Below are 22,479 nucleotides of genomic sequence, written 5' to 3' on the forward strand. Positions count from 1 at the left end.
GTTCGGAATCGGCACCCGTTTCCAGCATATGCGCCCCGTATTACGGGCGCCCGGAAGGGAAACGGATGCCGATTTGGAAACAGCGCTTTAGAAAAGCTTAGAAAACGGTCCAGTCAAGCACCACTTTGCCGCCAACCCCGGACTTCGCCTCAGCAAATCCGGCTTCCCACTCGGTGGCCGGGAGCTTGTCGGTGACAATCGAGGAGATTCCCGCATGTAGCACGGGATTCGAGAGCAGCATTGCACTCATCGCGTACCAGGTCTCGTACATCTCGCGGCCGTAGATGCCCTTCAGAGTGAGCATGTGCGAGACGACCTTGGCCCAATCGATCGTGATCGGAGCCGCGGGCAGGCCCAGCATAGCGATTCGGCCACCGTGATTCATGTTTTCGATCATCTCGGGCAGCGCGGTCGGGTGCCCGGACATTTCCAGGCCGATATCGAAGCCTTCCCGCATCCCCAACTCGGCTTGCGCATCCTTGATCCGCATCGCAGAAACATCAATGGCCAGATCGACGCCGAGCTTCCGGGCCAGCTCCAGGCGCGGAGCCGAAATATCGGTAATCGCGATCTTGCGTGCACCGGCGTGACGAGCCACCGCAATGGCCATTAGCCCAATCGGACCGGCTCCGGTGATCAGCACATCTTCACCCACCAAGGGGAAAGCCAGCGCGGTGTGGGTGGCATTGCCAAAGGGATCGAAGATCGCACCAAGCTCGGGCGTGATTGAGGGATCCTGGTGTACCCAGACATTAGTCTCCGGGATCACCACGTATTCGGCGAAAGCACCATCACGCTGCACCCCAACGCTCTGCGTCCGGATGCACATCTGACGGCGACCAGCCCGGCAGTTGCGACAGGTGCCGCAGACAATATGCCCTTCGCCGGAAACCCGGTCACCCACCTTGACATCACGCACCTCGGAACCGATCTGCACCACTTCGCCATAGAACTCGTGACCGGGAATCAGCGGGGCGTTGATATTTGACTGCGCCCAAGCATCCCAAGCATGGATATGCAGATCGGTACCACAGATACCGGTGGTCATCACTCGGATTTTGACGTCGAGCTCACCGGCTTCCGGCTCGGGACGGTCAACGAGCTCGAAACCGGGATGGGCTCCGGATTTGTACAAGGCTTTCATGGTTGGCGCCTTCGCTGGGGACTTTGAACGGGCTGTCCCCTCCATTAGATGCCGCCATTCCTATTAGCACAATCTCAGATATATGAAACTTCCCTTTAGAGATCACTTAAGCTTGATCTTATGGAAATCCACCAATTGCAACTGCTCCGCGAGCTTGGCGAACTTGGCAGCGTGACCGCCGTTGCCGATACCTTGTTCGTTACCCCCTCCGCAGTTTCGCAGCAATTGAGTCAGTTACAACGCAGCGTTGGGGTGCCCTTAACCCGTAAACAAGGGCGCACCCTGGTGCTGACCAATGCGGGGAGAGCACTCGCCGAGGCAGGCGGTCGGGTGGTTCAGGCCATGGCCCAAGCTGAGGCCGCCATCAGCGAGCACCTGGAAGCACCGAACGGCACAGTCACCGTCTGCGCCTTCCACAGCGCAGGCCAAACTCTTTACGGACCACTAATTGCAGCGGTCCGGGCAGCCGGTGGCCCTGAGTTGCTACTCACCGATGAGGATGTGGCGGAGCATGATTTCCCGGCACTGACCGGCCGCTATGACCTGGTATTGGCACACCGGATGTCACACAGCGGGCAGTGGCAGTCCTCCAATATCACCGCAACCACGCTCGCCGAGGAGCCTTTCGACGTCGCGCTACCCGCCGGGCACCCCTTGGCTGCCAAGCTCTCCTTGCAGCCCAAAGACGTAATCGACGAACCCTGGGCCACCTCCCGGGCCGGTTACTCCCCCGATGATGTACTGGGCGGCATTTCCATGCTGGCCGGAACCTCACCGCGGGTGGCGCACCGGGTCAATGACTACACCACGGTGGCGGCGATCGTTGCCGGTGGCGGCGTGCTGGGCCTGCTGCCACGCCACCTGGCAACCTCGGCGCTGCCGAGCGGGGTCGTGCTGCGTCCGCTGGAAGGCATCACCACCCGGCGAAAGATCGACCTGCTCAGTCGCCCGGAGAACCTGGCCAGACGCTCGGTTCGGATGGTGGCCGAGGTCCTTCAGGACCTGCTGACCGAGTTGACCCAGAACGGTACTCGGCCGGCAGGCCCTTAGACACCGGTCCGCTAATAACAGGCCCTTAGACACCGGCCCTAACCTCAGCCCGCTAAAACTTCCCGCCGCGGCTGACCTGCATTGAAGTAGTCCAGCAGCTCCCTCGGGAGTGCCGGGACTTGCCGCGCACCGCCGTCGGACCGTAGGGATTCTGCCGCCAGCACTCCGGCCGCCACCGCTTCCCGGGCCGCCACCGGGTTGGTATCGGTTAGCCCGCCGGAGACCGCGAAGCGAAGGAATTCAGCGATCAGTCCCGGGTCGGCTCCACCGTGCCCGGCATCGTCATCACCGGCAATCTCAATGACTTCATCGGGCTCGGGCAGGCTATGAGTGTGCCTGCTAGTCCAAACCTTAATCTGCTCTCCCGGCCCATCCCCATAGTTCTCGATTCGCCCTGCGGTGCCAATCACGGTGTAGTTTCGCCAGTAATCCGGGGTGAACATGCATTGCTGGTAGGAGGCCAGCACGCCGTTATCGAGGACCATCTGCATCATCGAGATGTCCTCCACATCGATCACGGGGTTCAAATCGGTCTGCGCGGTGGGCGGCCAATTATTCACCGAGAACCAATCCCCCATTCGGCGATCGGTGTTGTCCCGCCGCGAGGTCACTTCACCGTAGACGCTGAGCGCTCCGATAGCGGAAACCGAACGGGTAAATCCCCCGGCCAACCAGTGAATCACATCGATATCGTGCGCACCCTTTTGCAGCAGCAAGGAGTTAACCTTGGCTCGCTCGGCATGCCAATCCTTGAAGTAATAGTCCCCGCCATTACCGACAAAATGCCTGCACCAAATGGCTTTCACCTCGCCGATCCGGCCCGATTCAATAACCTCTCGCATCTGCCGCACCACCGGCATATGCCGCATATTGTGGCCCACATAGAGCCTGGTACCGGTCCGGTAAGCGGTCTCCAGGATCGCATCCGCGGCGGGCAGCGAAATATCTAAGGGCTTCTCGCAAAACACCGGAATACCGGCCTCCAGCAGCGGGATCACCACGGCGGCATGGGCGAAATCAGGAACCAGTACGACGGCGGCATCCACCCCAGAGTCGATCAGCTCGGTTAGCTCGGCGGTCACCTGGGCGGCTGGTAGCTTAGCAGCGGCGTCCGCGCGGCCCCGTTCGCTCAGATCGCAAACGATACTCACGCGGGAGCCAGCACCCGGTTGTTCCAGATAGCGCCACAGCCCAGCCCGTAGCCCGAAGCCGACAATCCCTATCCGCAGATCAGTTTCAGTCATTGCGGTGCTCAATCCTCTTTCCTTGACTTTTGGTCTAAAATTTTTTCAAAACTGCTTTCAGCGAGCGCTTTCTCGGCTGAAAAGCTTCCAGTGGAAATCAACGGCCCGCGGGTCTTGCTCATCGCCTTGGGCACGCGCCACCAGGATCCGGGCGAGTTCATCGAAGAACCCTTCCGGACCCACCGAGGTCAAGCTGGGCACCATGCTCTCGCCCTCTGAGGTGTTGCCAACGCCCACCACGTCCACGTCCACACCTACTCGAAGACCTAGCCGCTGCGCCGCGTTGATCGCGCTCATCGCGGCGAAGTCGGTGGTGGCGTAGATGGCCGTTGGCCGGTCCGGCCGGTCAAGCAGTCGCATCGCCGCGGCATAGGCGCTGGCCGGTGAGCGGTCGAAAAAGTCGATATAGTCCTCCCGCACCGGGATTCCGGCCTTGACCAAGCCGTCAAGGTAGGGCATAAACCGAGCCGAGTCATGTCTTTCCCTGGCCCTTTCTGTCGTCAAGATGGCGATTTTATGGTGATTCCGGAGCAAGTGATCCATTGCCAAGACACATCCGGGACCGGCTAAGGATCGAATCACGTCGAAACCCTTTGGCTGCATTTCCTCGTGAAACACCACGAGTCTTTTGCCCTGACTGGACAGAGCCGTTAGCAGCTCCTCCTGGCCCGGGGACACGGCGTCGACAAACATCGCATCCGCGTCGTGACTTTTCAGCACTCGGCTCCAGTCGGCGTCGGCCAGGATCATCGGGGTGATACCCAGCGGCATTGCCCTCCGCTGCACCGCCTCAATCACCGCGAGCGACCAAGGGTCGGAGAGCATGGTGAGGGAGAGCAGAATGGTATCGCTGCGGCCAGTGCGGATTTTCCGGGCAGCCAAGTCCGGGGCATAGCCCATACGCTCAGCCACCCGACGGATTCGCTGAGCGGTTTCTTGGGCCACCCCGCCGTTCCGTCCAGTAGCGCCGGAACGACCGGAGAGGACATAGGAAACCGAAGCCGTTGAGACCCCAGCCTGCTGAGCCACCTGCTTGATGGTCACTTTGCCGCCCTGCACCGGGTTGGTGCTCATCGGGCTGGTGGATTCCTTCGGCATCGACTCTCTCCTCTCCGGCCTGGTTCCTGGCATTCTCCGCTATCTGACGCTATTTCCCGGTGACCGGAACGTCTGCGGGGAGCGCCTTCTGGTACTCCTCGCGGATCTTGTCGCCGCCGTCGGACTTCCAGCGCTTCACCGCATCGGCCAGATCAGACACTGGAGCTCGGCCGGTGATGATATCGACAATCTTGTCTCGGAAAGTGGTCTGAATCTTGGCTCCAACCTTGGCATCGGTATCCGAGTAAGTTCCGTTAGTTGGTCGCCGTTGTGCGAATTCGAGCAGCTTCTTCTCCTGCTCGTAAATGTACTTCGTGTCATCCGGGAAAGCCGGGTTAAAGATCACGTTCTCCGGGCTGGACATAATGTTCAGCGCACTGGCCAGGCCTGGGATGTCGGTCTGTCCGCTGCTGCTGAAGACCGGGTTACCGGTGCCATCCAGGGTGTAGTCCTTGCCTTTCTCGCCGTAGTTCTTCTGCATGTACTCCACCGTGCCAAAGGGCGCGGAGAGGTAGTTGATCAGTGAGAGCAGTTCCCTGATCTTTGATTCATCGGCGGTCTTGAAGGCGGTGAATCCCACGGTTCCGTAGCCCATATCGTAGGTCGGCTTACCACCCTTGGTGGCCGCGAACGGGATCAGGATCTCGGTCTGGGCGGTCGCGCTCAGGGTGCGGTAACGGCGGATGTCGTGGGGGCCGACAATCACCTGTGCGGCCACCGAACCGCTGACGATCCGGTTGGAGATATCGGTGGCATTGACGTTCGGATAGAACACTCCGGCGGCGAAGAGCTTGGCGGCATATTCCAGACCGGCTTGGTACTCCGGGGTCTCGTAGAGGTGGGTAAGGGTTCTGTCCTTGTTCACCGCCCAGGTATTCGGCGCACCATACCATTCGGTGAACATGTGCAACATGTTGATATAGGCGGGTTCGAGTGCGTATTTGCCCTCTTTGGGCCGGGTGAGTTCCTTGACCTTGGCGAAGAAGTCATCGGCATCGGTGGCATTGAATCCGCCAACTTCTGCCCACATGGTCTTGCTGCCGGCCATAACCTGTCCGAAGGGTGTGCTGGGAATAGGAGCGCCCCAGATCTTGCCATTGATCACCGAAGTCTTCCAGGAATCGGGCTTGAGTGCGGCCAAATTGGAGTATTCAAGCACGGCGTCCCCGGAGAGATACTTCGTGAGGTCCTGGAATTTTGCCTCCAGCATCGGCCCAACGTTGGGAATCCCCTGGTTCGGCGGAATCCACATCATATCGGGCAGTGTGTCACTGGCGAGGATAGTAGCGAATTTAGCCGGGTAACCGTCGCCAACATCTTCGGCAATCTGCAAGTCAAGAGTGCCGCCTAAAGCGGTGTTGAGCCGGCCCCAGAAGGGATTGTCCACCATTGCTGGGGACATCGTCTCGAACGTCTCGGTCAGGCCGGTAACCTTCCCTTTCAACGGCGGCTGAGACACCGAGGCGACGAGTTCCGAAGGCGACTTCAAGAATGCAGCCTGCAAGCCTTGGGCGTTACCCGGCAGGTCCGGGACCACCTTGGTGAATTCCTTGTAGGTGGGCAACGTGACCTTAGCTGAGGCATCCGCCCCGCCACCACCGTTACCACCGCTGCCACAGGCAGTCAGTGAGCCGCCCAAGGTCAGAGCGGTAACGGATAGTCCGGCTAGGCCGAGAAATCCCCGCCGGTTGAAACCTTTCTGGACTGAATTATCGGTCGCCACGGCAACCCCTTCCTTAGAGTGGATATTGCGTTTTGGGGATAGCTTGGGCTAGCCCTTGACGGCGCCGGTGATGACGCCCTTGTTGAAGTGTTTCTGGATGAAGGGATAAATCAGCAGGATCGGCACCAGAGCCACCACGACCACGGCCATTTGCATGGATTGCGGCGGCGGCGAGGTACTCACTCCGAGTTGATCGGCCAGCGAACCGCCCTGCACCACGAAATTCCGCAGCACCAACTGGACCGGATAGAGGGTTTTATCGTTGATATAGAGCATGGCGTTGAAGAAGGCATTCCAGAAGCCCACCGCATAGAACAGTCCTACGACGGCGATCACGGCTTTGGAGAGCGGCAGCACGATCCGCCAGAGGATGGTGAAGTCGCTTGCGCCATCAACCTTGGCGCTTTCGATCAACTCCTGCGGCAGCCCCATGAAGAAGGAACGCATCACCACGAAGTTGAAGGCGGCGAAGATTCCGGGCAGGATGAGCGACCAAATCGTATTGAGCAGTCCGAGTTGTTTGATCATCAGGAACATCGGGATCAGCCCCGGTGCGAAGAGCAAAGTGAAAAGCACCAGCAGCAGAGCCGGCCGGGAGAACAGAACGGGACGGCTAGTGGCGTAAGCCATGGTGATGGTGACGAACAGAGCGAGCACGGTACCAATCACGGTCACGAAGGTGCTCACCCCGAGCGCCCGGATCATAAAGGCGCTGCTGAAGATGGTCTGATAGGCCTGGAGGGTGGGGTGCTCCGGCCAGAGCACATATCCGCCGGAGGCAACTAACTGCTTATCGTCGGCCAAGGAGGTCGAGACGACCAGTAACAGCGGCACCAGAATGGATAGCGAGATGAGTCCGATGATCACGGACTTGAGGATTTGATAGCCGAGGGAGGGCTTTTCCTTCCAAGCTGGTCGCTTGGCGGCAAAGGTCAATCCGGCTTTGCGTGCCCGGCGGGCTTCCAACATCGTGGTCATCGTACTTTCGCCTTTGCTTTGCGTGAGTTGGGCTTCGATTCACTCGGACCAGCCTGAAAAATCCCGGATTCGCCGAAACGATGAGCCACTTTATTAGCGACATAAATGAGAATCGCCCCGACTACCCCCTTGGCCAGCCCTGCTGCCGCGCCGGAACTCCAGCCTCCGCCGATCACTCCGGAGAAGTAGGTGAAGGTATCCAGCACCTCGGCGGCCCCGGGGCCTACCGCGTCCCGTTGCAGCAGGAATTGTTCGAAGCCGACGCTGAGAATGTCCCCGATGCGCAGGATCAGCAAAAGCACGATCACCGAACGTAGTCCGGGCAAGGTGACATGCCACAGCCGACGCCAACGACCGGCACCGTCGGCTGCAGCCGCTTCATAGAGTGAGGTATCAATCTGAGCCAGTGCGGCCAAGAAGATAATCATTGCCCAGCCGGCATCCTTCCAGATCAGCTGAATCGTGGAAAGTAACGGGAAGGTATCCGGGTTGGTCATAAAGGGAATGACGTCCAGACCCCATTGCCGCAGCAGGTTATTGACCAGGCCCGCGCCACCGAGCATCTGCTGGAAAAGCGCAATCACCAACACCCAGGAAAGGAAGTGTGGAAGATAAACCACGCTCTGGAACCAGCGCCGAATCTTCGAGTTCATCAACGAATCGACAATAATCGCTAGCCCTAAGGGCAGTGGGAAGAAGAGCACGAGCTGCCAGATGGCCAGCACCAAGGTGTTCCGCAGCGCCGTCCAAAAGTCCGGGTTGTCGAACAAGTCGATGAAGTTCTGCCAGCCCACCCAGTCGCTGTTTCCAATGCCGAGGAACGGTTGATAGTCCTGGAAGGCGATCACGTTTCCCAGAATGGGTACATAGAAGAACAGCAGCAGGAAAAGCAGGCCGGGCAGCATCAGCAGTAGCATTCGCCAATCGCGTTTGAATCTGCTCCGCAGCGACATTTTCTTGACCGGCTGATTTTTGGCGGGCTGGTTCTTGACCTCCTGGTTCTCGACCAGCTGGCGGGAGCGCCGGTTCAAGGCGGTAGAAGTCATCCCAGCCCCTCTCTTGGATTGTGAGTCAGCAGTGACTCACCTCACAGTTGTTAATCGTTTAACAAACCATAAGGAACTTTTCCAAGAATTGCAAGAAGTTGATTGAAAATGATGATTATGATCATGTTTCATCATCGATTGCCATCGAGTGTGGAGCTCTGCACGCTAAAAGCGGGTGATAGCGTGCAGATCTCCACACTCGATGTGGGGCGGGATGTGAGGCGCGGGGTGGGACTCGATATGGGGCTCGGCGCAAGGCGCGATATGGGGCGCGAGGAATTAGCGGGTGGCGGTTAGCGTAAGGACGCTGGCATCGTCGGCTTTTTCACCGATCTGGTCCTGATGTCGCCGTAGCTCGGTCATCAGCTCCAGCGCATCGAGGGTATTGGAGACCCGCTCTAGAAATTCCGCTGGTCCGGTAACCAGACCGAGGTCCACGGCCCGCCAGGCTCCGTCGCTCGCCAACACCACGGTCTCCGGGAAAGCGCACTTCACAAGTAAGGCGTGTTCGGCCGCCTCCGGTTCGCGGCGAGCCACCCACAACCCCTCCGGGGTATTACGACGGCGGCGCGAGGCAATCAACTGCTCCCGGGTCCAGGAAGCGCCGGGGTCGGCAAGTGAGGAAATGATATGACGCAGCCTGCCATCCTGCTCACGAACCACGACGTGACAATCGGCGAGCGAAAGCACCTCAACGCCTTCGGGGCTCAATTGCGCCAAAGACAGCGCGGCGGAGGGGAAGCGAATTCGCTCCTCCCCTACCAAAGGAAGCGCTAGCTGATCGATCCGATGCAGCGCCCGGGCAAGCACGGCGCGGGCGCCGAAAAGCCCATCGGCTCCAGCCAGCTCAGCAGTCACAGCCGGCCCTGTATTCACAGCCAACTCGGCGTTCAAAGCCGAGGCAAGCCAAGCAGGATCACTCGAGGCCGGTAGCCCCAGGGGTTCGAGCACCGAGGTGGCACCATCGATCATCCAGGCAGTACCACCTGCGAACCCGCAGGCGTCCTCCATCGAATGGTTGTCGCCCTCGGATTGCACCCGAGCCGCAAACTGCCATTCCATGGATTCCACCACCGCGTTTCCGCGACTGCTTAGCCCTCGACTCCCAGGGTCTTGAGAATCAGTTCACGCACTCGTCCGGCATCGGCCTGGCCGCGGGTCACCTTCATCACGCCACCCACGATTGCGCCCACAGCCTGAACCTTACCGCCACGAATCTTGTCCGCAACGTCCGGCTGGGCCGCCAAAGCCTCGTCGATAGCGGCCCGCAGCGCACCGTCGTCGGAGACCACTGCCAAGCCACGGGAAGCCACCACGTCGGTGGGGGTGCCTTCTCCGGCCAGCACGCCGTCGAGCACATCACGCGCCAGTTTGTCGTTGATCTTGCCGCTGTCAATCAGGCCTTGCAGTTCAACCACCTGAGCCGGCGTCACACCGAGCTCCACCGGGTCCACCTCGGCCAGCTTGGCACGGCGAGCGATCTCGCCCATCCACCACTTACGGGCGACGGCGGCAGAAGCTCCGGCGGCAATGGTCGCCTCGATCTCGTCCAAGATGCCGGCGTTGACCACGTCACGGAACTCCAGGTCCGTGTAACCCCAATCGGCCTGCAGGCGCTTACGACGCTCGGCGGGCGGCTCGGGCAATTGCGCCCGCAGTTCTTCAACCCATTCCGCGGAGGTCACCACGGGTACCAAATCTGGTTCCGGGAAGTAACGGTAATCATCGGCATCGGACTTGGGCCGCCCCGAGGTGGTGCTGCGAGTGTCCTCATGCCAGTGCCGGGTCTCCTGGACAATGGCTTGCCCAGCGTCCAGCACCGCGGCATGGCGCTCCATTTCAAAGCGCACGGCGAATTCAACGGCGCGCAGCGAGTTGACGTTCTTGGTCTCGGTACGAGTGCCCAAGGTCGTGCTGCCCTTGGGCATTAGGGAGACGTTGGCATCGCAACGCACATTGCCGCGTTCCATCCGGGCATCCGAAACTCCGAGGTTCTTCACGATCTCACGCACCGCAGCCACATAGGCCTTGGCCAGTTCCGGTGCCCGCGAACCGGCGCCGAGAATCGGCCTCGTGACGATTTCCACCAGCGGCACACCCGCACGGTTGTAGTCCACCAGCGAGTAATCGGCACCCTGGATCCGGCCGGTTGCGCCACCCATATGGGTGAGCTTCCCGGCGTCCTCCTCCATATGGGCGCGCTCGATCTCCACCCGGAAAACGGTGCCATCGGCCAGCTCAATATCGAGGTAGCCGTCATAGGCGATCGGCTCGTCAAATTGGGAGGTCTGGAAGTTCTTTGGAGTATCCGGGTAGAAGTAGTTCTTCCGGGCAAAGCGGCAGAACTCGGCGATCTTGCAGTTCAGCGCCAGGCCGATCTTAATGGAGCTTTCGACGGCGGCCCGGTTCACCACCGGCAGCACGCCGGGCAAGCCCAGATCAACCTCGTTGACATTTGTATTCGGCTCATCGCCAAAGGCGTTGGGTGCGGAGGAGAACATCTTGGTCACGGTGTTCAGCTCAACGTGGACCTCGAAGCCGAGCGCCGGATCGTAGCGTTCCAGAACTTCATCGAAGGGAACCAGAGTTTCGGTCATTATTTGACGCCTCCTAGCTGCGAGCTTTTCAGGACTGGTGCCTTGTCCAGGATCGGACCGCCCCAACCGGCCTCATGCAGGGCCTCTAAGGCTGCACCCACACGGTACAGCCTGACATCCTGCCGAGCTGGTGCCAACAGTTGGATGCCGGAAGGCAGACCGTCTTCATCGGCCAGGCCGTTGGGCAGCGACATACCGGGGACTCCGGCCAGGTTGGCCGGGATGGTGGCGACGTCGTTCAAATACATCGCCAGCGGATCGGCAGTCTTCTCGCCGAACTTGAAGGCCGTGGTCGGTGCGGTCGGTGAAACCAGCACATCGGCTTGGCTGAAGGCCGCGTCAAAATCGCGCTGGATCAGGGTACGGACCTTCTGTGCCGAGCCATAGTAGGCATCGTAGTAACCGGCCGAGAGGGCGTAGACACCGAGGATGATCCGGCGCTTCACCTCGGGGCCGAAACCGGCTGCTCGGGTGGCTCCCATTACACGTTCGATGGTGAGTGGGCCGTCCTCTGGCAACGCCCGCAAGCCGAACCGGACGCCGTCGAACTTGGCCAGGTTACTTGAAGCCTCCGAGGGCAGAATCAGGTAGTACGCGGCCAGCGCGTAGCTGAAACTGGGGCAAGAAACCTCAACGATTTCGGCACCTGCGCTGCGGAACAGCTCCAGGGATTCCTGGAAACGCGCCTCGACGCCCGCTTGGTAACCTTCGCCGCCAAGTTCCTTGATGACACCGAGTTTGACCCCGGTTAGGTCACCCAGCGCGCCCTGCCGGGCGGCATCCACCAAACCAGTGCAGGGGTCGGTGAGCGAGGTGGAATCCTTGGGGTCGTGCCCGCCAATTACCTCGTGCAGCAGCGCGGCGTCCAGCACGGTCCGGGACACCGGCCCGATCTGATCTAGCGAAGAAGCCAAGGCGATGGCACCGTAACGCGAAACGCCGCCATAGGTCGGCTTCACGCCCACGGTTCCGGTCACCGCACCGGGCTGCCGAATCGAACCACCGGTATCGGTGCCCAGCGCAAGCGGGGCTTCGAAGGCCGCAACCGCCGCGGCGGAGCCACCACCGGAACCACCGGGAATGCGTTCCAGATCCCAGGGATTACGGGTTGGGCCGTAGGCGGAGTGCTCGGTGGAGGAACCCATCGCGAATTCGTCCAGATTGGTCTTGCCCAGAATCGGCATCCCGGCGGCACGCAGCTTCTGCACCACGGTGGCATCGTAGGGGCTATGCCAGCCTTCAAGGATCTTGGAACCCGCGGTGGTGGGCTGGCCCACCGTGACAATCATGTCCTTGACCGCAATCGGCACCCCGGCCAGGTGATGCAGTTCTTCACCGGCGGCACGCTTCTGATCCACCTCGCGCGCTACCGTGAGCGCTTCGGAGGTGTTGATGTGCAGGAAGGCATGAATTCCGCCGTCTACCTCGGCGATCCTATCCAGGTGTGCCTGGGTGGCTTCGACACTGGAAACCTCACCGCTGGCAAGTTTGCCGGCCAGCGCATCAGCGGAAAGTTTATTGAGCTCGCTCATCAGTTCTCCTCCAGAATCGCGGGCACCTTGAAGCGGCCATCTTGCGCATCGGGAGCGCCGGAAAGCGCCTGTTCCTGGGTCAGTAACTGACCCACCACGTCCTCGCGCAGCACATTGCTGAGCGGAATCGGGTGCGAGGTGGCGGGCACCTCAGGCCCAGCAATCTCGCTCACGGACTTCACCGAATCGACGATGACGGCGAGTTCGCCTGCCATCCGGTCCAATTCGGCCTCGGACATGTCAATGTGAGCGAGGTGCGCGAGGTGCGCAACGTCGTCACGATTGATTTCAGTCATGGGTCTCCCTGCAGAAAACGTCGGTGGTTCCTCACTAGTCTAGCCATGACTAGCCGTTCACACCGCTCGGATTAGCTGCTCAGAGCTCCAGTCGATAGACCCGCAGCCAAACCTCGGTCCCGGGCACCGGCCAATCCCGTTCTGACACCCGGCCAAATCCCATCGACTGGTAAAGCGCATGAGCGGAAACCCAGCTGTCTCCCGTAGTCAGACTCACCGCTTGCACACCATCAAGAGAACGAGCCTGTTTGATCACGGCGGCAACCAAGGCTTTGCCAATTCCGCCGCGCTGTACGGCCGGATCAACCACCAGCATCCGCATTTCCAGCTCATCGGCCAGGGCGATATCCGCGTAGGGCTCGCCCTTTTGAGCCAGGGTCACCGCGCCGACAACCTCTCCGGCTCGCTCCGCCACCCAAATTTGTGCGGCTTCCGCCCGCTCGGCCACCTGCTGAATCTGCTGCATATAGGGATGCTCGGCGGAGTCGAAATGCCCCGCCGCTAGGTAGGAATCCCGGGTAATCCGGGCTACTTCGTCATAATCGGCAGGCTGGGCGAGGCGGAAAACAATCACTAGGTCCACATTGTCAGAGCGCCGGGCACAATATCAATTTGCGTCGGCAGCGGGCCGATCCGCTCGCCGTCGGCATAAGCCACCACATTGCTGGCTTCAATCCGCACCGAGCGAACCCGCCGAATGCTGACCTCTGGAGCACCCACATGGGTGCCGGAGAACACCTTGGGAAGCAGGTTCATGAGCCTGAGCCGGGACATCGGGGCCACCACGAAAAGGTCCAGTTCGCCGTCGTTCATCACTGCTTCGGGGGTAATCTTCATCCCGCCACCCAGGGATTGACCGTTGGCGGTAGCGATCAACATGGCCTCGATCTCCTCCGGAACGCCATCCACCTCAAGCCGATAGGAAATCGGTCGGAAGGTCGCCAGCTCGCGGGCAATGGCCAGGTTGTACCGATTTCGACCCTTCGGCCATCGCCAGCTATTCGCCCGCTCATTGACCTTCGCGTCAAAGCCCGCCGAGCAGGAAACCGCGAAGTACCGCTCCCCCGTGGCACTGGAAATCCGGCCCAAGTCGATCAGCTGAGGGTTTTCCGCGCCCAGCAGGAAGCGTTCGACGGCGGCTGGCACGTCCCGTAACGGCAGAGACAAGGAGCGGGCCGCGTCGTTTCCGGTACCCACTGGAATCACTCCCATCGGCGTGGGCGGAACCCCTGGGGCGGCCAAAGCGTTGACGCCTAGATGAACCATTCCGTCACCACCAACCATGAGCAGCGCGTCGACGCCGGTTGCGAGGGCCTGATGGACCTGGGTGGCGAGCGCTTGATAGCTGGCTTCACGCAGCAGCCTCGGTTGGTGTCCGGCGGCGCGCAGCAACTCAGCCACTTGCTCGCCCGCGCCCCGACGACTGCCAAAAGCGGCTTGCGGGTTGACTGCCACGACTATTTCCAAGGCCTTGCCAGCCTGCATTCAGAACTCCTTCGGTCTCGCCGGATTGCCAAAGCGCAATCCGGTGACGCACCATATTACGGGCAGAACCGCCCCTCAACTAATGCTCCTAACGCTTTGAAAGGCCCCTCGTGAGCCGTGAAAACCGCACGCACTACGAAGTGCTGCGCATCGCGGTCACGGCAGATCAGCAAGAGATCAAGATTGCTTATCGTCGTGCCGTTCGCACCGCTCACCCTGATCATGGTGGTAGCTCGGAGGAATTCCGCCGGGTTAGCGAGGCGTATCAGACGCTGAGCGATCCTGATCTGCGCAAGGCCTACGATCGTGCCTATGCCCCGGCCTCGGCCTCGGCGAGCGCCGGCTCAAGCAGCCGTGCCCCACAGCCAGGAGCCGCGAACAACAGTGCCCGGGATTTACCGATCTTTGTACCGCCTTTCGGTGCCACCAGCCCTGCCTTACTCTCGCTTGAACAAGCCAGCCGTCAGATCCACGGCGCGCCCCGCAAGCATCGGCGCAGCTTGTTCGGTGCGCAGGCTAAATTGGTTCGCGAAGCCCGCAGCATCGAGCTGATCCAGCAGCAGATATTGAACCGCTTCCCTGCCGCTAGGCTGCTGAATGGCCTGGTTTCCCCGGTGGACAACAGCTACCTGGATCATGCCGTGCTCATGGGTTATCGGCTGGCTCTTGTGGGCTCAATGATGGTGCCGGAGGGTGCCTATCGCTGGAATGGCAGCACCTTGGTGCACGGCAGCCGCGGCATCGAACCACCGAAGCTGCTCTCTGCCGTGCACGCTATGGGCCGGCTCTTCCCGGAATGCACGGTCTCCGGCTGGGTGGTGGTGCAGAGTCCCGGCGGAAATCCCTATGAGCCCGTCATCGATTACACCCGTGGCAGCGAACCCGATGGTGGTCAGGGTTTGAATCTGGTCGGCGCAGCCCGCCTGGGCCGTGAGCTGGGCTCCTTCCTGGCATCCGGCGAAACCCCGAATGTGGTGGACCTACAAGTCCTCTCCCGCCTGCTAGGCGGCATGTACTAACCCCACCACCCGCCGTCACCACCCACCACCTCCGTTCCATACCCTGTTCCTTACCCACCTGTCCCATTGGGTGTTACTGGTGGGGCAGCAGTATCGTCCCCAGAGCCACACCTGCCACTCTGGTCACATTCACTGGGACAACTGGGAAGGGCCGTAGACTGATTTGGTGTTTCGCATCTTGTTTTACACCCCAGAAATCCCGGGAAATACCGGCAATGCCATTCGGCTCGCCGCGATCACCGGAGCCGAATTGCACTTGGTAGAACCCTTGGGCTTCGACTTGGAGGATTCCAAACTGCGCCGCGCTGGACTGGATTACCACGATCTGGCGGTATTGCATGTGCACCCGAACCTGGAAGCGGCCTGGCAGGCGCTGAAACCGGAACGCGTCTTTGCCTTCACCTCCGACGGCGAAACCTCCTATACCGAGGTGGCCTACCAAGCCGGCGATGTGCTGATGTTCGGCCCCGAGTCGGTGGGCTTGCCCACCGAGGTCAAAGCCGATCCGCAGATCACCGCGCGCGTGCGGCTCCCCATGCTCCCCGGACTTCGCTCGCTCAACCTGGCCAATTCGGCGTCAATCGCGATCTACGAAGCCTGGCGGCAACACGACTTCGCCGGGGCACAACGTTGAAACCAGCAGGAGGACCGATGATGTCCGTACGTGATCCAGGTTTGGCGTTTACCGACGGCGCCCTGCAATTCGAGGCCTGGTCGGAAGTGCTCTGGGATCCTGCCGCGCTCGCGGTGGTAGAGGCCGCCCGGTTGCAGCCGGGCGAACGGGTGCTCGATGCCTGCTGCGGAACGGGCGCTGCCACCCTGCCCGCGGCTCGAATAGTCGGCCCCGAGGGCAGCGTTGACGGGGTGGATCTCTCCTCCGGGCTGCTGGCGCTGGCCGGAAAGAAACTTGCCGCCGAGCGCATCCTGAACACCACCCTGACCCACGCCGATGTGACCCAATGGCGCGGCCACCGGACGTTCGATGCCGTGCTCTGCTCCTATTCGATGTTCTTCTTCAATCAGATGGACGACGGCGTGACTCACCTGAGCTCCATGCTGCGTCCCGGCGGGCGGCTGGTAGTCAATACCTGGGTACACGGTGCGCTCTCCCCCTTGGCCGAACTGATTCTGCAAGCAGCCGTGACCGAACGCCCCCGGCTGGCCAAGGTGGTTCCGCTGGCCAACCAAAATATGGAATTGATCTCCAGCCCCGAGTTACTTGGCGATTGGCTGCGGGCTCGCGGGCTGAGCGAGGTCGAAGTCAGTGTTCACCCGCTCAACCTGAGCGTCAGCGCCGAAATGGCCTGGGCGCTGGTAATGGGTAGCGGCTGGCGCACCCTGCTGCCGCGAGATCCGGAAGCCATTAGCCGCGTCCGCAAGGAGTTCATCGGCTCGGTGCTGGAGCTAGGCGAGCCGGTGGCCTTCAATTCGGACACCCTAGTGGCCAGAGCCATCAAGGCCTAAGTTCCGTGTCCTCGCTCTGGGATCAGGCGGCTCCGGGCATTACCTCCTGGTCCGCCGAGTTGTGGCAGCCTCTGGCCGATCACCTGGTTCGCAAGGCGCAGCCAGCTCCCGGAGAGCGGGTCTTCGATGCCTGCTGTGGCACCGGAACCTCGGCGATCCCGGCGGCTCGAGCGGTGGGATCGAGCGGATGGGTCGATGCCGTGGACATCTCCGCCGAGCTGATTAGCCAAGCCCAGAAGAATGCACGAGGACTGGCACAAGCGCACTTCAGCGTTGGAGAGGTGGAGCACTGGCAAGCACCAGAACCCTATGACCTGGTGCTGTGCGGATTCGGCCTGTTCTTTCTGGGCGAACCACCAGCCGCGCTAAAACTGCTCACCGACCTCTTGCGTCCGGGCGGTCGGCTCGCCGTAAGCAGTTGGTGTGGCCGCCCTTTCGGACCCCTAGCCGAGTTGGTGCTGGAGGTGGCCGCCGCGGAGGGCGGAGGAGTTCGGGAAGCCTCCGCTGAGGTGCGCAATATTGGGCGGCTCAATTCCGCATCGAAGCTATCCAGTTTCCTCGAAGCGGGCGGCCTGGACGGGATCGAGGTAGAGCTAATTGAGCATCGAGTGCCCTTGACCGCGGAATCCGCTTGGAGTTTTGTACAGGGCAGTCTGCTGATCGAAGCACTCCCCGGAGACCCTGCCGCCGTGCAAAGAGTCCGGGAGCGGGTCGGCGCGGCCATTACGACCGGCCTGAACTTACACGCCGACGCCTTGCTCGCCGTCGGAACCCTCAAATGGAACCGCTTGACCTTGACGTAACGTCAACTTCTAGAGTGTTCTTGAAACGGAAAACCGTCACTCAAGGAACCACGAAGGAAGTCAGGATGTCAGCCACCGCTTGGTCGATCTCCGAGGTCGCCAAGATGACCGGGGTGTCCTCCCGGACGCTGCGGCACTATGACCAGATCGACTTACTCAAACCGGCTTGGGCCGCGCATAACGGCTACCGCTATTACCAGCAGCCCGAGTTGCTCCGGCTACAGCGAATTTTGCTGCTGCGGGAGCTCGGGCTGAGCCTGGAAATCATTGCTCAGGTGTTGCTGGGACAGCGCGATGAATTACAGGCTCTGGAGGTACATCACCGCTGGCTGCTTGCCGAGCGGGACCGAATGTCCCGGCTCGCGAACACCGTGGAAGCCACCATGGCCTCCCTCGTGGAAGGCCAAGACTATGGGAAGGGAAAGATCATGAACGCCGAGGCAATGTTCAGCGGATTCGAGAAGAATCCCTACGAAAAAGAAGCCGTGCAACGCTGGGGCAAGGAGGCGGTGGCGAGAGCCAATGCCTCCTGGTCCTCAACGAGCCCGGAGGAACGCCAGGCCGCCCTGGCCGAATCCACCGCCATTAACATCGAGTTGGCAGCCTGTCAGCAAGCCGGTCTACCGGCCGACGACGAACGGGTTCAGGCCGCCGTCGCCCGGCACTACCGCTGGATCACCCTGAGCTGGACCCCGAACGCCGAAAGCTACCTCGGGCTGGGCCAGCTCTATGTGGATGACGACCGTTTCCGGGCCAACTACGAGAAGGCTGGAGCTAGCCCGGAGTACCTGCTGGAGGCGATCAAGGTCTATGCGGCCAAGAACCTCTAAGCCGCTAAATTACGAGGAAATCAGCCGCGACGGCGGTTGATTTCCTCGACGGCCTGCGGCAGCACCTTGAACAAATCACCCACGATGCCCAGATCAGCAATCTCAAAGATCGGCGATTCCGGGTCCTTATTGACCGCCACGATCAGCTTGGAAGTCTGCATCCCGGCCTTTTGCTGAATGGCTCCGGAGATGCCCACCGAAATATACAGCTGCGGCGAGACGGTCTTGCCGGTCTGCCCCACCTGGAAGGCATGGTCGATCCAGCCCGCATCTGTGGCCGCCCGGGAGGCTCCGACCGCAGCACCCAAGGCATCGGCGAGCGCCTCGACCGGGCCGAAGTCCCCGTCCACGCCGCGACCACCGGAGACCACAATGCGCGCCTCGGTCAGCTCGGGGCGGATGCTGACGGTACGCTCGGCGCGCTGCACCACCTTGGTCCCCCGGGCAGCCGCAGAAAACTCCACGGTTACCGGCTGCAATTGCGCATCGGCGGGGGCTGACGCCGGACTCGCTTCGACGCTATTACCCTTCACCGCGATCACCGCGACCGGTGAAGAGACCGTGGCAGAAACCAGGTAGGAACCGGCCAAAACCGACTTTTGCGCACCCAGCTCCGGGTCCAAGCCCACGGCATCGGAAATCACCCCAGCTTCCAGCAAGAGGGCCGCACGAGCCGCAATTTCCTTGGCTTCGGCGCCGTTCTCGGTCAGTACCGCCCGAGCCGAAACCTCGCGGGCCACAGTGGCCAGAAACTCAGCTTTTGGCACCACGGAATACTCGGATAGCTCGGATTGCTCGCTGTGCAGCACCCGGGACGCCCCGTAGCTGGCCAATTCGGTCAGTAAGGATTCCGCAACCGGACCGGCGACGGCGGCCACTGGCTCCCCGGCCGAGCGCGCCAAGGTCAGCAACTCACGGCTGGCCTTACTCAGCACACCGGGGTTTGCAGCGGGCGCGGGGTGAGCAAGATCGACAAAGACAACTACTGAACTCATCTGAGGGCCCTTTCCTAGAGCAGCTTCTGTTCGGCGAGGAAATCGACCAGTTTCACACCGGCATCGCCCTCATCGGTAATGATCACTCCGGCGCTGCGCGGCGGCCGCGGGCTGGCTTCTGCCACCACGGTGAGCGCCCCAGCCGCCCCTACCTGAGCCGGTTCGACGCCGATATCGGCTAGCGAGAGCACGGAGACTTGGCGTTTCTTTGCAGCCATAATGCCCTTGAAATTGGGGTAGCGCGGCTGATTGATCTGATCGGTCACCGAAACCACTGCGGGCAGTGCCGCCTCAAGCACCTCGGCATAGGCGTCACCGTCACGCCGGGCGGTCAGCACGCCGTCGTTCAACTCCAGGGACGAGGCGAAAGTCAGCTGCGGCATTCCAAGCCGGGCAGCCAACTGAGCTGGCACCAAGGAGGTTTCACCATCGGTGGACGCCATCCCGGTGAGCACCAGATCCACCGGGCCAAGGCTGCGGATCAGGGCGGCCAGGGCTAGCGAGGTAGCTGAAACATCGGAGCCCGCGAGCGCAGGATCGCTCAACTGAACACCCTCGTAAGCGCCGATTTGCAGGGCCTTCTTGACCGCACCAATAGCCGCGTCGGATCCCATGGTCACCGCGATCACCCGGTTACCGGCGGCCTCGCCTCCCCTGGCTTCGGCGAGCTGCAAGGCTGCTTCAAGCGGGTATTCGTCCAACTCGGAGAGGATACTCTCGGCCCTTTCCAGGGCGTAGCCTCCTTCGTTCGTTTCCTTCAGATGCCGGTCGAATTGCGCGTCCGGCACATATTTGACCAACACCGCAATCGTCAATGGAGACATTGACGCAGACAATTGCGCATCGCTCATTCTCAAACCCCTTCGTTGGCTACTTCCTCTGCATTGGAGCTTAGTTGATCCACCCGCAGTATGAGTCACCGAAGCTCATAATCCTGCTCTCGACCGATGCCCGGAGGACGCCCGCCAGGCCAAGCTGGAGTCATGACAAACATCCTCAGCACTCGCAATCTGCATAAGAGCTATGGCAATAGCCCGGCACTGGCCGGAGTTGACCTCGATCTGCGCGCCGGTGAGTCGGTCGCCATTATGGGCGCATCTGGCTCGGGCAAGACCACTTTGCTGCACTGCCTGGCCGGGATCATCACCCCAGACGCCGGGACCGTCGGCTTCGCCGGGCCGTCCGGACCGCAGACCATCTCCGCAATGAATGAAAGCGAGCGCTCCCGGCTGCGCCGCGAATGCTTTGGCTTTGTCTTTCAGCAAGGCCTCTTGCTGCCCGAACTGACCGCGCTAGAGAACGTTGCACTTGCCCTTATGCTGGGCGGAACCTCCCGAACTCAGGCCGAAATCTACGCTGCTCAATGGCTGTCCAGTCTGGGCTTGGCTGGCCTGGAGCAGCGGCGGATCGGCGAGCTTTCCGGCGGTCAGGCGCAACGAGTGGCGATTGCCCGCGCGCAGGTCACCGGGGCCGGAGTGATCTTCGCCGACGAACCAACGGGGGCACTGGATTCCAAAACCTCGGCAGAGGTAATGGATGCGCTGCTGGACAGCACAGTGGGCCGGGGCAAGACCCTGGTCCTGGTCACCCACGACGCCGCGGTGGCGGGTCGGTGTGCCAGGTTAGTTGAGCTGCGTGATGGCCGGATCGTTCGGGATAGCGCACCGCTGGCTGCCCAGTTATTGCCAGCCCAGTTATTGCCGGCCCAGCCGCTGGATTCCGTCCAGCTGAGCCGATGACCGGCACGGCAAGTCCGATGAGCGCCGAGTCAAGTTCGATGAGCGGCACGGCAAATCCGGAGCTGAGCCGCCGAAGCGGTGCCGTCCGCACCGTGATCCGGCTTAGTCTGCTCACCGCTCGCGGCGGGGCCAGCCGGAGCACCCTGGTGCTGCCCGTGGTCGCCTTCGCCTTGACCACGGCTTTGCTGCTGATTGTGCTGGCGGGTGCCCTTTCGTTCTTCCGCTGGCAGGACAGCATGGCCGGGATCTATCAGTGTCTGGCCGCTATTGCGGTGGCACTGCTCGCGGTGCCTTTGCTCGCCCTTGGCGGTTCGGCGGCCCGGCTATCGGCCCGCCGCCGGGACGATAAGCTCTCTACGCTACGGCTTTTGGGTGCCACCCCGGCCACTGTGGGGGCGATGACGGTGCTGGAATCGAGCGTGCTCGCGGTTGCCGGGGCGATCATCGGGGTGCTGGGTTACCTGGTGCTGATTCCCTTGGTCGGCTTGATTCCTTTCCGCGGCGAAGCTCTCGGGGCTGGGGCGTTATGGCTTCATCCCGTGGTGATTGCCGCCGTCGTGCTTGGAGTGGGTTTACTCTCCGTTTGCAGCGCCGCGATCGGCCTGCGCCGGGTGAATATCTCGCCTTTGGGCGTGCGGACCCGGCAGAACCCTCCGAAGGTGGCGGTGATTCGGATCGTGATCGGCATTGTTGTGGTGGTGGCGGTGTATCTGGCGATGTCTGCGCTGCCCGCGGCCGGTAGCGCAATGGGCATTGCGGCGGTGTTTCTGATCGGTTTCGGTGGCACGATTGCGGTGCTCAACCTGATGGGCCCGGCGGTGATCCGGCTGCTGGCCCGTGGTCAGTGGAAGCGGGCGCGCACTCCGGTGGCACTATTGGCCAGCCGTAACATTCTTGAGTCGCCAAAGGCAGCTTGGCGTCAGGTCTCCGGGGTGGCTATGACGAGTTTTATGGCTGTTTTTGGTGGACTCGGTCTGGCTTTGGTGGATACGGCAGGCGGAAGCAGTGCCGGAGTCAGCGGATCGGATGCTCACCTATACGCGGATATGCGCACCGGGGTAATGATCACCCTAGTGATTTCCTTCCTCATGGTGGCCTGTTCGGTGGGCGTCAATCAGGCTTCAAACATTCTGGACCGCGCCGAATTGCTGGTCAGCTTGGATCGACTCGGAGCTCCGCGCCAGGTACTGGAGGCTGCTCGTAGCCGCGCCGTGATGTCCCCGCTGCGGATCATTTCCTTTGGTTCGGCATTACTGGCGGGCATTGTGGTGTTCCCGTTGACCGCGCTTTCGCTGCTCATGAATCCGCTCACCCTAGTTACCGTGCTGGCCACTCTTTTAGGCGGCGTCCTGTTGGTTTGGCTGAGTTTGAAAGCCACCACGCCCATCGTTTCCACGGTGCTGGCTAATCCGGAGAGATTCTAAGAGTTATAAGAG

Annotated in this window: 22 protein-coding genes; 8 read left to right on the forward strand and 14 right to left on the reverse strand. The window is 61.3% G+C overall.

What is annotated here, in order from left to right; all coding sequences use genetic code 11:
- Window positions 1-97: 97 nt before the first annotated feature.
- The gene (tdh, locus tag FHU41_RS05955; protein ID WP_179388675.1) at window positions 98-1,144 is read right to left on the reverse strand and encodes an L-threonine 3-dehydrogenase; all 1,047 of its coding nucleotides are present in this window, start codon (window positions 1,142-1,144) and stop codon (window positions 98-100) included.
- Window positions 1,145-1,264: 120 nt separating this feature from the next.
- On the opposite strand from tdh, the gene FHU41_RS05960 reads away from it, so the two are divergent.
- Window positions 1,265-2,194 carry a LysR family transcriptional regulator gene (locus FHU41_RS05960; protein ID WP_179388676.1) on the forward strand — a complete coding sequence of 310 codons (930 nt, stop codon included), beginning with the start codon at window positions 1,265-1,267 and terminating at the stop codon, window positions 2,192-2,194.
- A gap of 44 nt (window positions 2,195-2,238) precedes the next feature.
- Here the strand turns inward: FHU41_RS05960 and FHU41_RS05965 are convergent, their stop codons facing one another.
- From FHU41_RS05965 to FHU41_RS06015, 11 genes are all read right to left on the reverse strand, one after another.
- Window positions 2,239-3,438 carry a Gfo/Idh/MocA family protein gene (locus tag FHU41_RS05965; RefSeq protein ID WP_179388677.1) on the reverse strand — a complete coding sequence of 400 codons (1,200 nt, stop codon included), beginning with the start codon at window positions 3,436-3,438 and terminating at the stop codon, window positions 2,239-2,241.
- 57 nt (window positions 3,439-3,495) lie between these two features.
- Window positions 3,496-4,536 carry a LacI family DNA-binding transcriptional regulator gene (locus FHU41_RS05970; RefSeq protein WP_246279436.1) on the reverse strand — a complete coding sequence of 347 codons (1,041 nt, stop codon included), beginning with the start codon at window positions 4,534-4,536 and terminating at the stop codon, window positions 3,496-3,498.
- A gap of 49 nt (window positions 4,537-4,585) precedes the next feature.
- A complete protein-coding gene (locus FHU41_RS05975) occupies window positions 4,586-6,259 on the reverse strand; it encodes a type 2 periplasmic-binding domain-containing protein (protein WP_179388678.1) in 1,674 nt (557 codons plus the stop codon).
- A 48-nt stretch (window positions 6,260-6,307) separates the two neighbouring features.
- Window positions 6,308-7,237, reverse strand: coding sequence for a carbohydrate ABC transporter permease (locus FHU41_RS05980; protein WP_179388679.1), 930 nt, complete (start codon window positions 7,235-7,237; stop codon window positions 6,308-6,310).
- The gene (locus FHU41_RS05985; protein ID WP_246279437.1) at window positions 7,234-8,283 is read right to left on the reverse strand and encodes an ABC transporter permease; all 1,050 of its coding nucleotides are present in this window, start codon (window positions 8,281-8,283) and stop codon (window positions 7,234-7,236) included. The genes FHU41_RS05980 and FHU41_RS05985 overlap by 4 nt, the downstream gene beginning before the upstream one ends.
- A 279-nt stretch (window positions 8,284-8,562) precedes the next feature.
- Window positions 8,563-9,345 (reverse strand): hypothetical protein, encoded by a 783-nt coding sequence (locus FHU41_RS05990; RefSeq protein WP_179388680.1) that lies wholly within the window; start codon window positions 9,343-9,345, stop codon window positions 8,563-8,565.
- A 29-nt stretch (window positions 9,346-9,374) separates the two neighbouring features.
- Window positions 9,375-10,880 carry an Asp-tRNA(Asn)/Glu-tRNA(Gln) amidotransferase subunit GatB gene (gatB, locus tag FHU41_RS05995; RefSeq protein ID WP_179388681.1) on the reverse strand — a complete coding sequence of 502 codons (1,506 nt, stop codon included), beginning with the start codon at window positions 10,878-10,880 and terminating at the stop codon, window positions 9,375-9,377.
- Window positions 10,880-12,412: an Asp-tRNA(Asn)/Glu-tRNA(Gln) amidotransferase subunit GatA gene (gene gatA, locus FHU41_RS06000; protein ID WP_179388682.1), complete on the reverse strand. Its 1,533-nt coding sequence runs from the start codon at window positions 12,410-12,412 to the stop codon at window positions 10,880-10,882. The genes gatB and gatA overlap by 1 nt, the downstream gene beginning before the upstream one ends.
- Window positions 12,412-12,708, reverse strand: coding sequence for an Asp-tRNA(Asn)/Glu-tRNA(Gln) amidotransferase subunit GatC (gene gatC, locus FHU41_RS06005; protein ID WP_179388683.1), 297 nt, complete (start codon window positions 12,706-12,708; stop codon window positions 12,412-12,414). The genes gatA and gatC overlap by 1 nt, the downstream gene beginning before the upstream one ends.
- Window positions 12,709-12,787: 79 nt before the next feature.
- Window positions 12,788-13,282 carry a GNAT family N-acetyltransferase gene (locus FHU41_RS06010; protein WP_425503255.1) on the reverse strand — a complete coding sequence of 165 codons (495 nt, stop codon included), beginning with the start codon at window positions 13,280-13,282 and terminating at the stop codon, window positions 12,788-12,790.
- Window positions 13,282-14,193 (reverse strand): diacylglycerol/lipid kinase family protein, encoded by a 912-nt coding sequence (locus FHU41_RS06015; protein ID WP_179388685.1) that lies wholly within the window; start codon window positions 14,191-14,193, stop codon window positions 13,282-13,284. The genes FHU41_RS06010 and FHU41_RS06015 overlap by 1 nt, the downstream gene beginning before the upstream one ends.
- Before the next feature lie 110 nt (window positions 14,194-14,303).
- On the opposite strand from FHU41_RS06015, the gene FHU41_RS06020 reads away from it, so the two are divergent.
- The 5 genes from FHU41_RS06020 (at window position 14,304) to FHU41_RS06040 (ending at window position 18,309) form a co-directional block, all read left to right on the forward strand.
- The gene (locus FHU41_RS06020) at window positions 14,304-15,212 is read left to right on the forward strand and encodes a DnaJ domain-containing protein (protein WP_179388686.1); all 909 of its coding nucleotides are present in this window, start codon (window positions 14,304-14,306) and stop codon (window positions 15,210-15,212) included.
- Window positions 15,213-15,378: 166 nt separating this feature from the next.
- Window positions 15,379-15,846, forward strand: a complete 468-nt coding sequence (locus FHU41_RS06025; RefSeq protein WP_179388687.1) for a TrmH family RNA methyltransferase — start codon at window positions 15,379-15,381, stop codon at window positions 15,844-15,846.
- 17 nt (window positions 15,847-15,863) lie between these two features.
- Window positions 15,864-16,676 carry a class I SAM-dependent methyltransferase gene (locus tag FHU41_RS06030; RefSeq protein ID WP_246279438.1) on the forward strand — a complete coding sequence of 271 codons (813 nt, stop codon included), beginning with the start codon at window positions 15,864-15,866 and terminating at the stop codon, window positions 16,674-16,676.
- A 5-nt stretch (window positions 16,677-16,681) separates the two neighbouring features.
- Window positions 16,682-17,479, forward strand: coding sequence for a methyltransferase domain-containing protein (locus FHU41_RS06035; RefSeq protein ID WP_179388688.1), 798 nt, complete (start codon window positions 16,682-16,684; stop codon window positions 17,477-17,479).
- A gap of 65 nt (window positions 17,480-17,544) precedes the next feature.
- The gene (locus tag FHU41_RS06040) at window positions 17,545-18,309 is read left to right on the forward strand and encodes a MerR family transcriptional regulator (RefSeq protein ID WP_179388689.1); all 765 of its coding nucleotides are present in this window, start codon (window positions 17,545-17,547) and stop codon (window positions 18,307-18,309) included.
- A gap of 20 nt (window positions 18,310-18,329) precedes the next feature.
- Here the strand turns inward: FHU41_RS06040 and FHU41_RS06045 are convergent, their stop codons facing one another.
- Window positions 18,330-19,304 (reverse strand): electron transfer flavoprotein subunit alpha/FixB family protein, encoded by a 975-nt coding sequence (locus FHU41_RS06045; protein ID WP_179388690.1) that lies wholly within the window; start codon window positions 19,302-19,304, stop codon window positions 18,330-18,332.
- A gap of 14 nt (window positions 19,305-19,318) precedes the next feature.
- Complete coding sequence (locus FHU41_RS06050) at window positions 19,319-20,119, reverse strand: electron transfer flavoprotein subunit beta/FixA family protein (RefSeq protein ID WP_179389149.1); 801 nt, start codon at window positions 20,117-20,119, stop codon at window positions 19,319-19,321.
- A 168-nt stretch (window positions 20,120-20,287) separates the two neighbouring features.
- On the opposite strand from FHU41_RS06050, the gene FHU41_RS06055 reads away from it, so the two are divergent.
- Both FHU41_RS06055 and FHU41_RS06060 read left to right on the forward strand, forming a co-directional pair.
- Window positions 20,288-21,043: an ABC transporter ATP-binding protein gene (locus FHU41_RS06055; protein ID WP_179388691.1), complete on the forward strand. Its 756-nt coding sequence runs from the start codon at window positions 20,288-20,290 to the stop codon at window positions 21,041-21,043.
- 17 nt (window positions 21,044-21,060) lie between these two features.
- Entirely contained in the window at window positions 21,061-22,467 is a 1,407-nt protein-coding gene (locus FHU41_RS06060; protein ID WP_246279439.1) for an FtsX-like permease family protein, read from the forward strand.
- The last annotated feature ends 12 nt before the right edge of the window (window positions 22,468-22,479 follow it).

Source organism: Psychromicrobium silvestre, assembly GCF_013408295.1.
In the GTDB taxonomy this organism is placed as follows: domain Bacteria; phylum Actinomycetota; class Actinomycetes; order Actinomycetales; family Micrococcaceae; genus Renibacterium; species Renibacterium silvestre.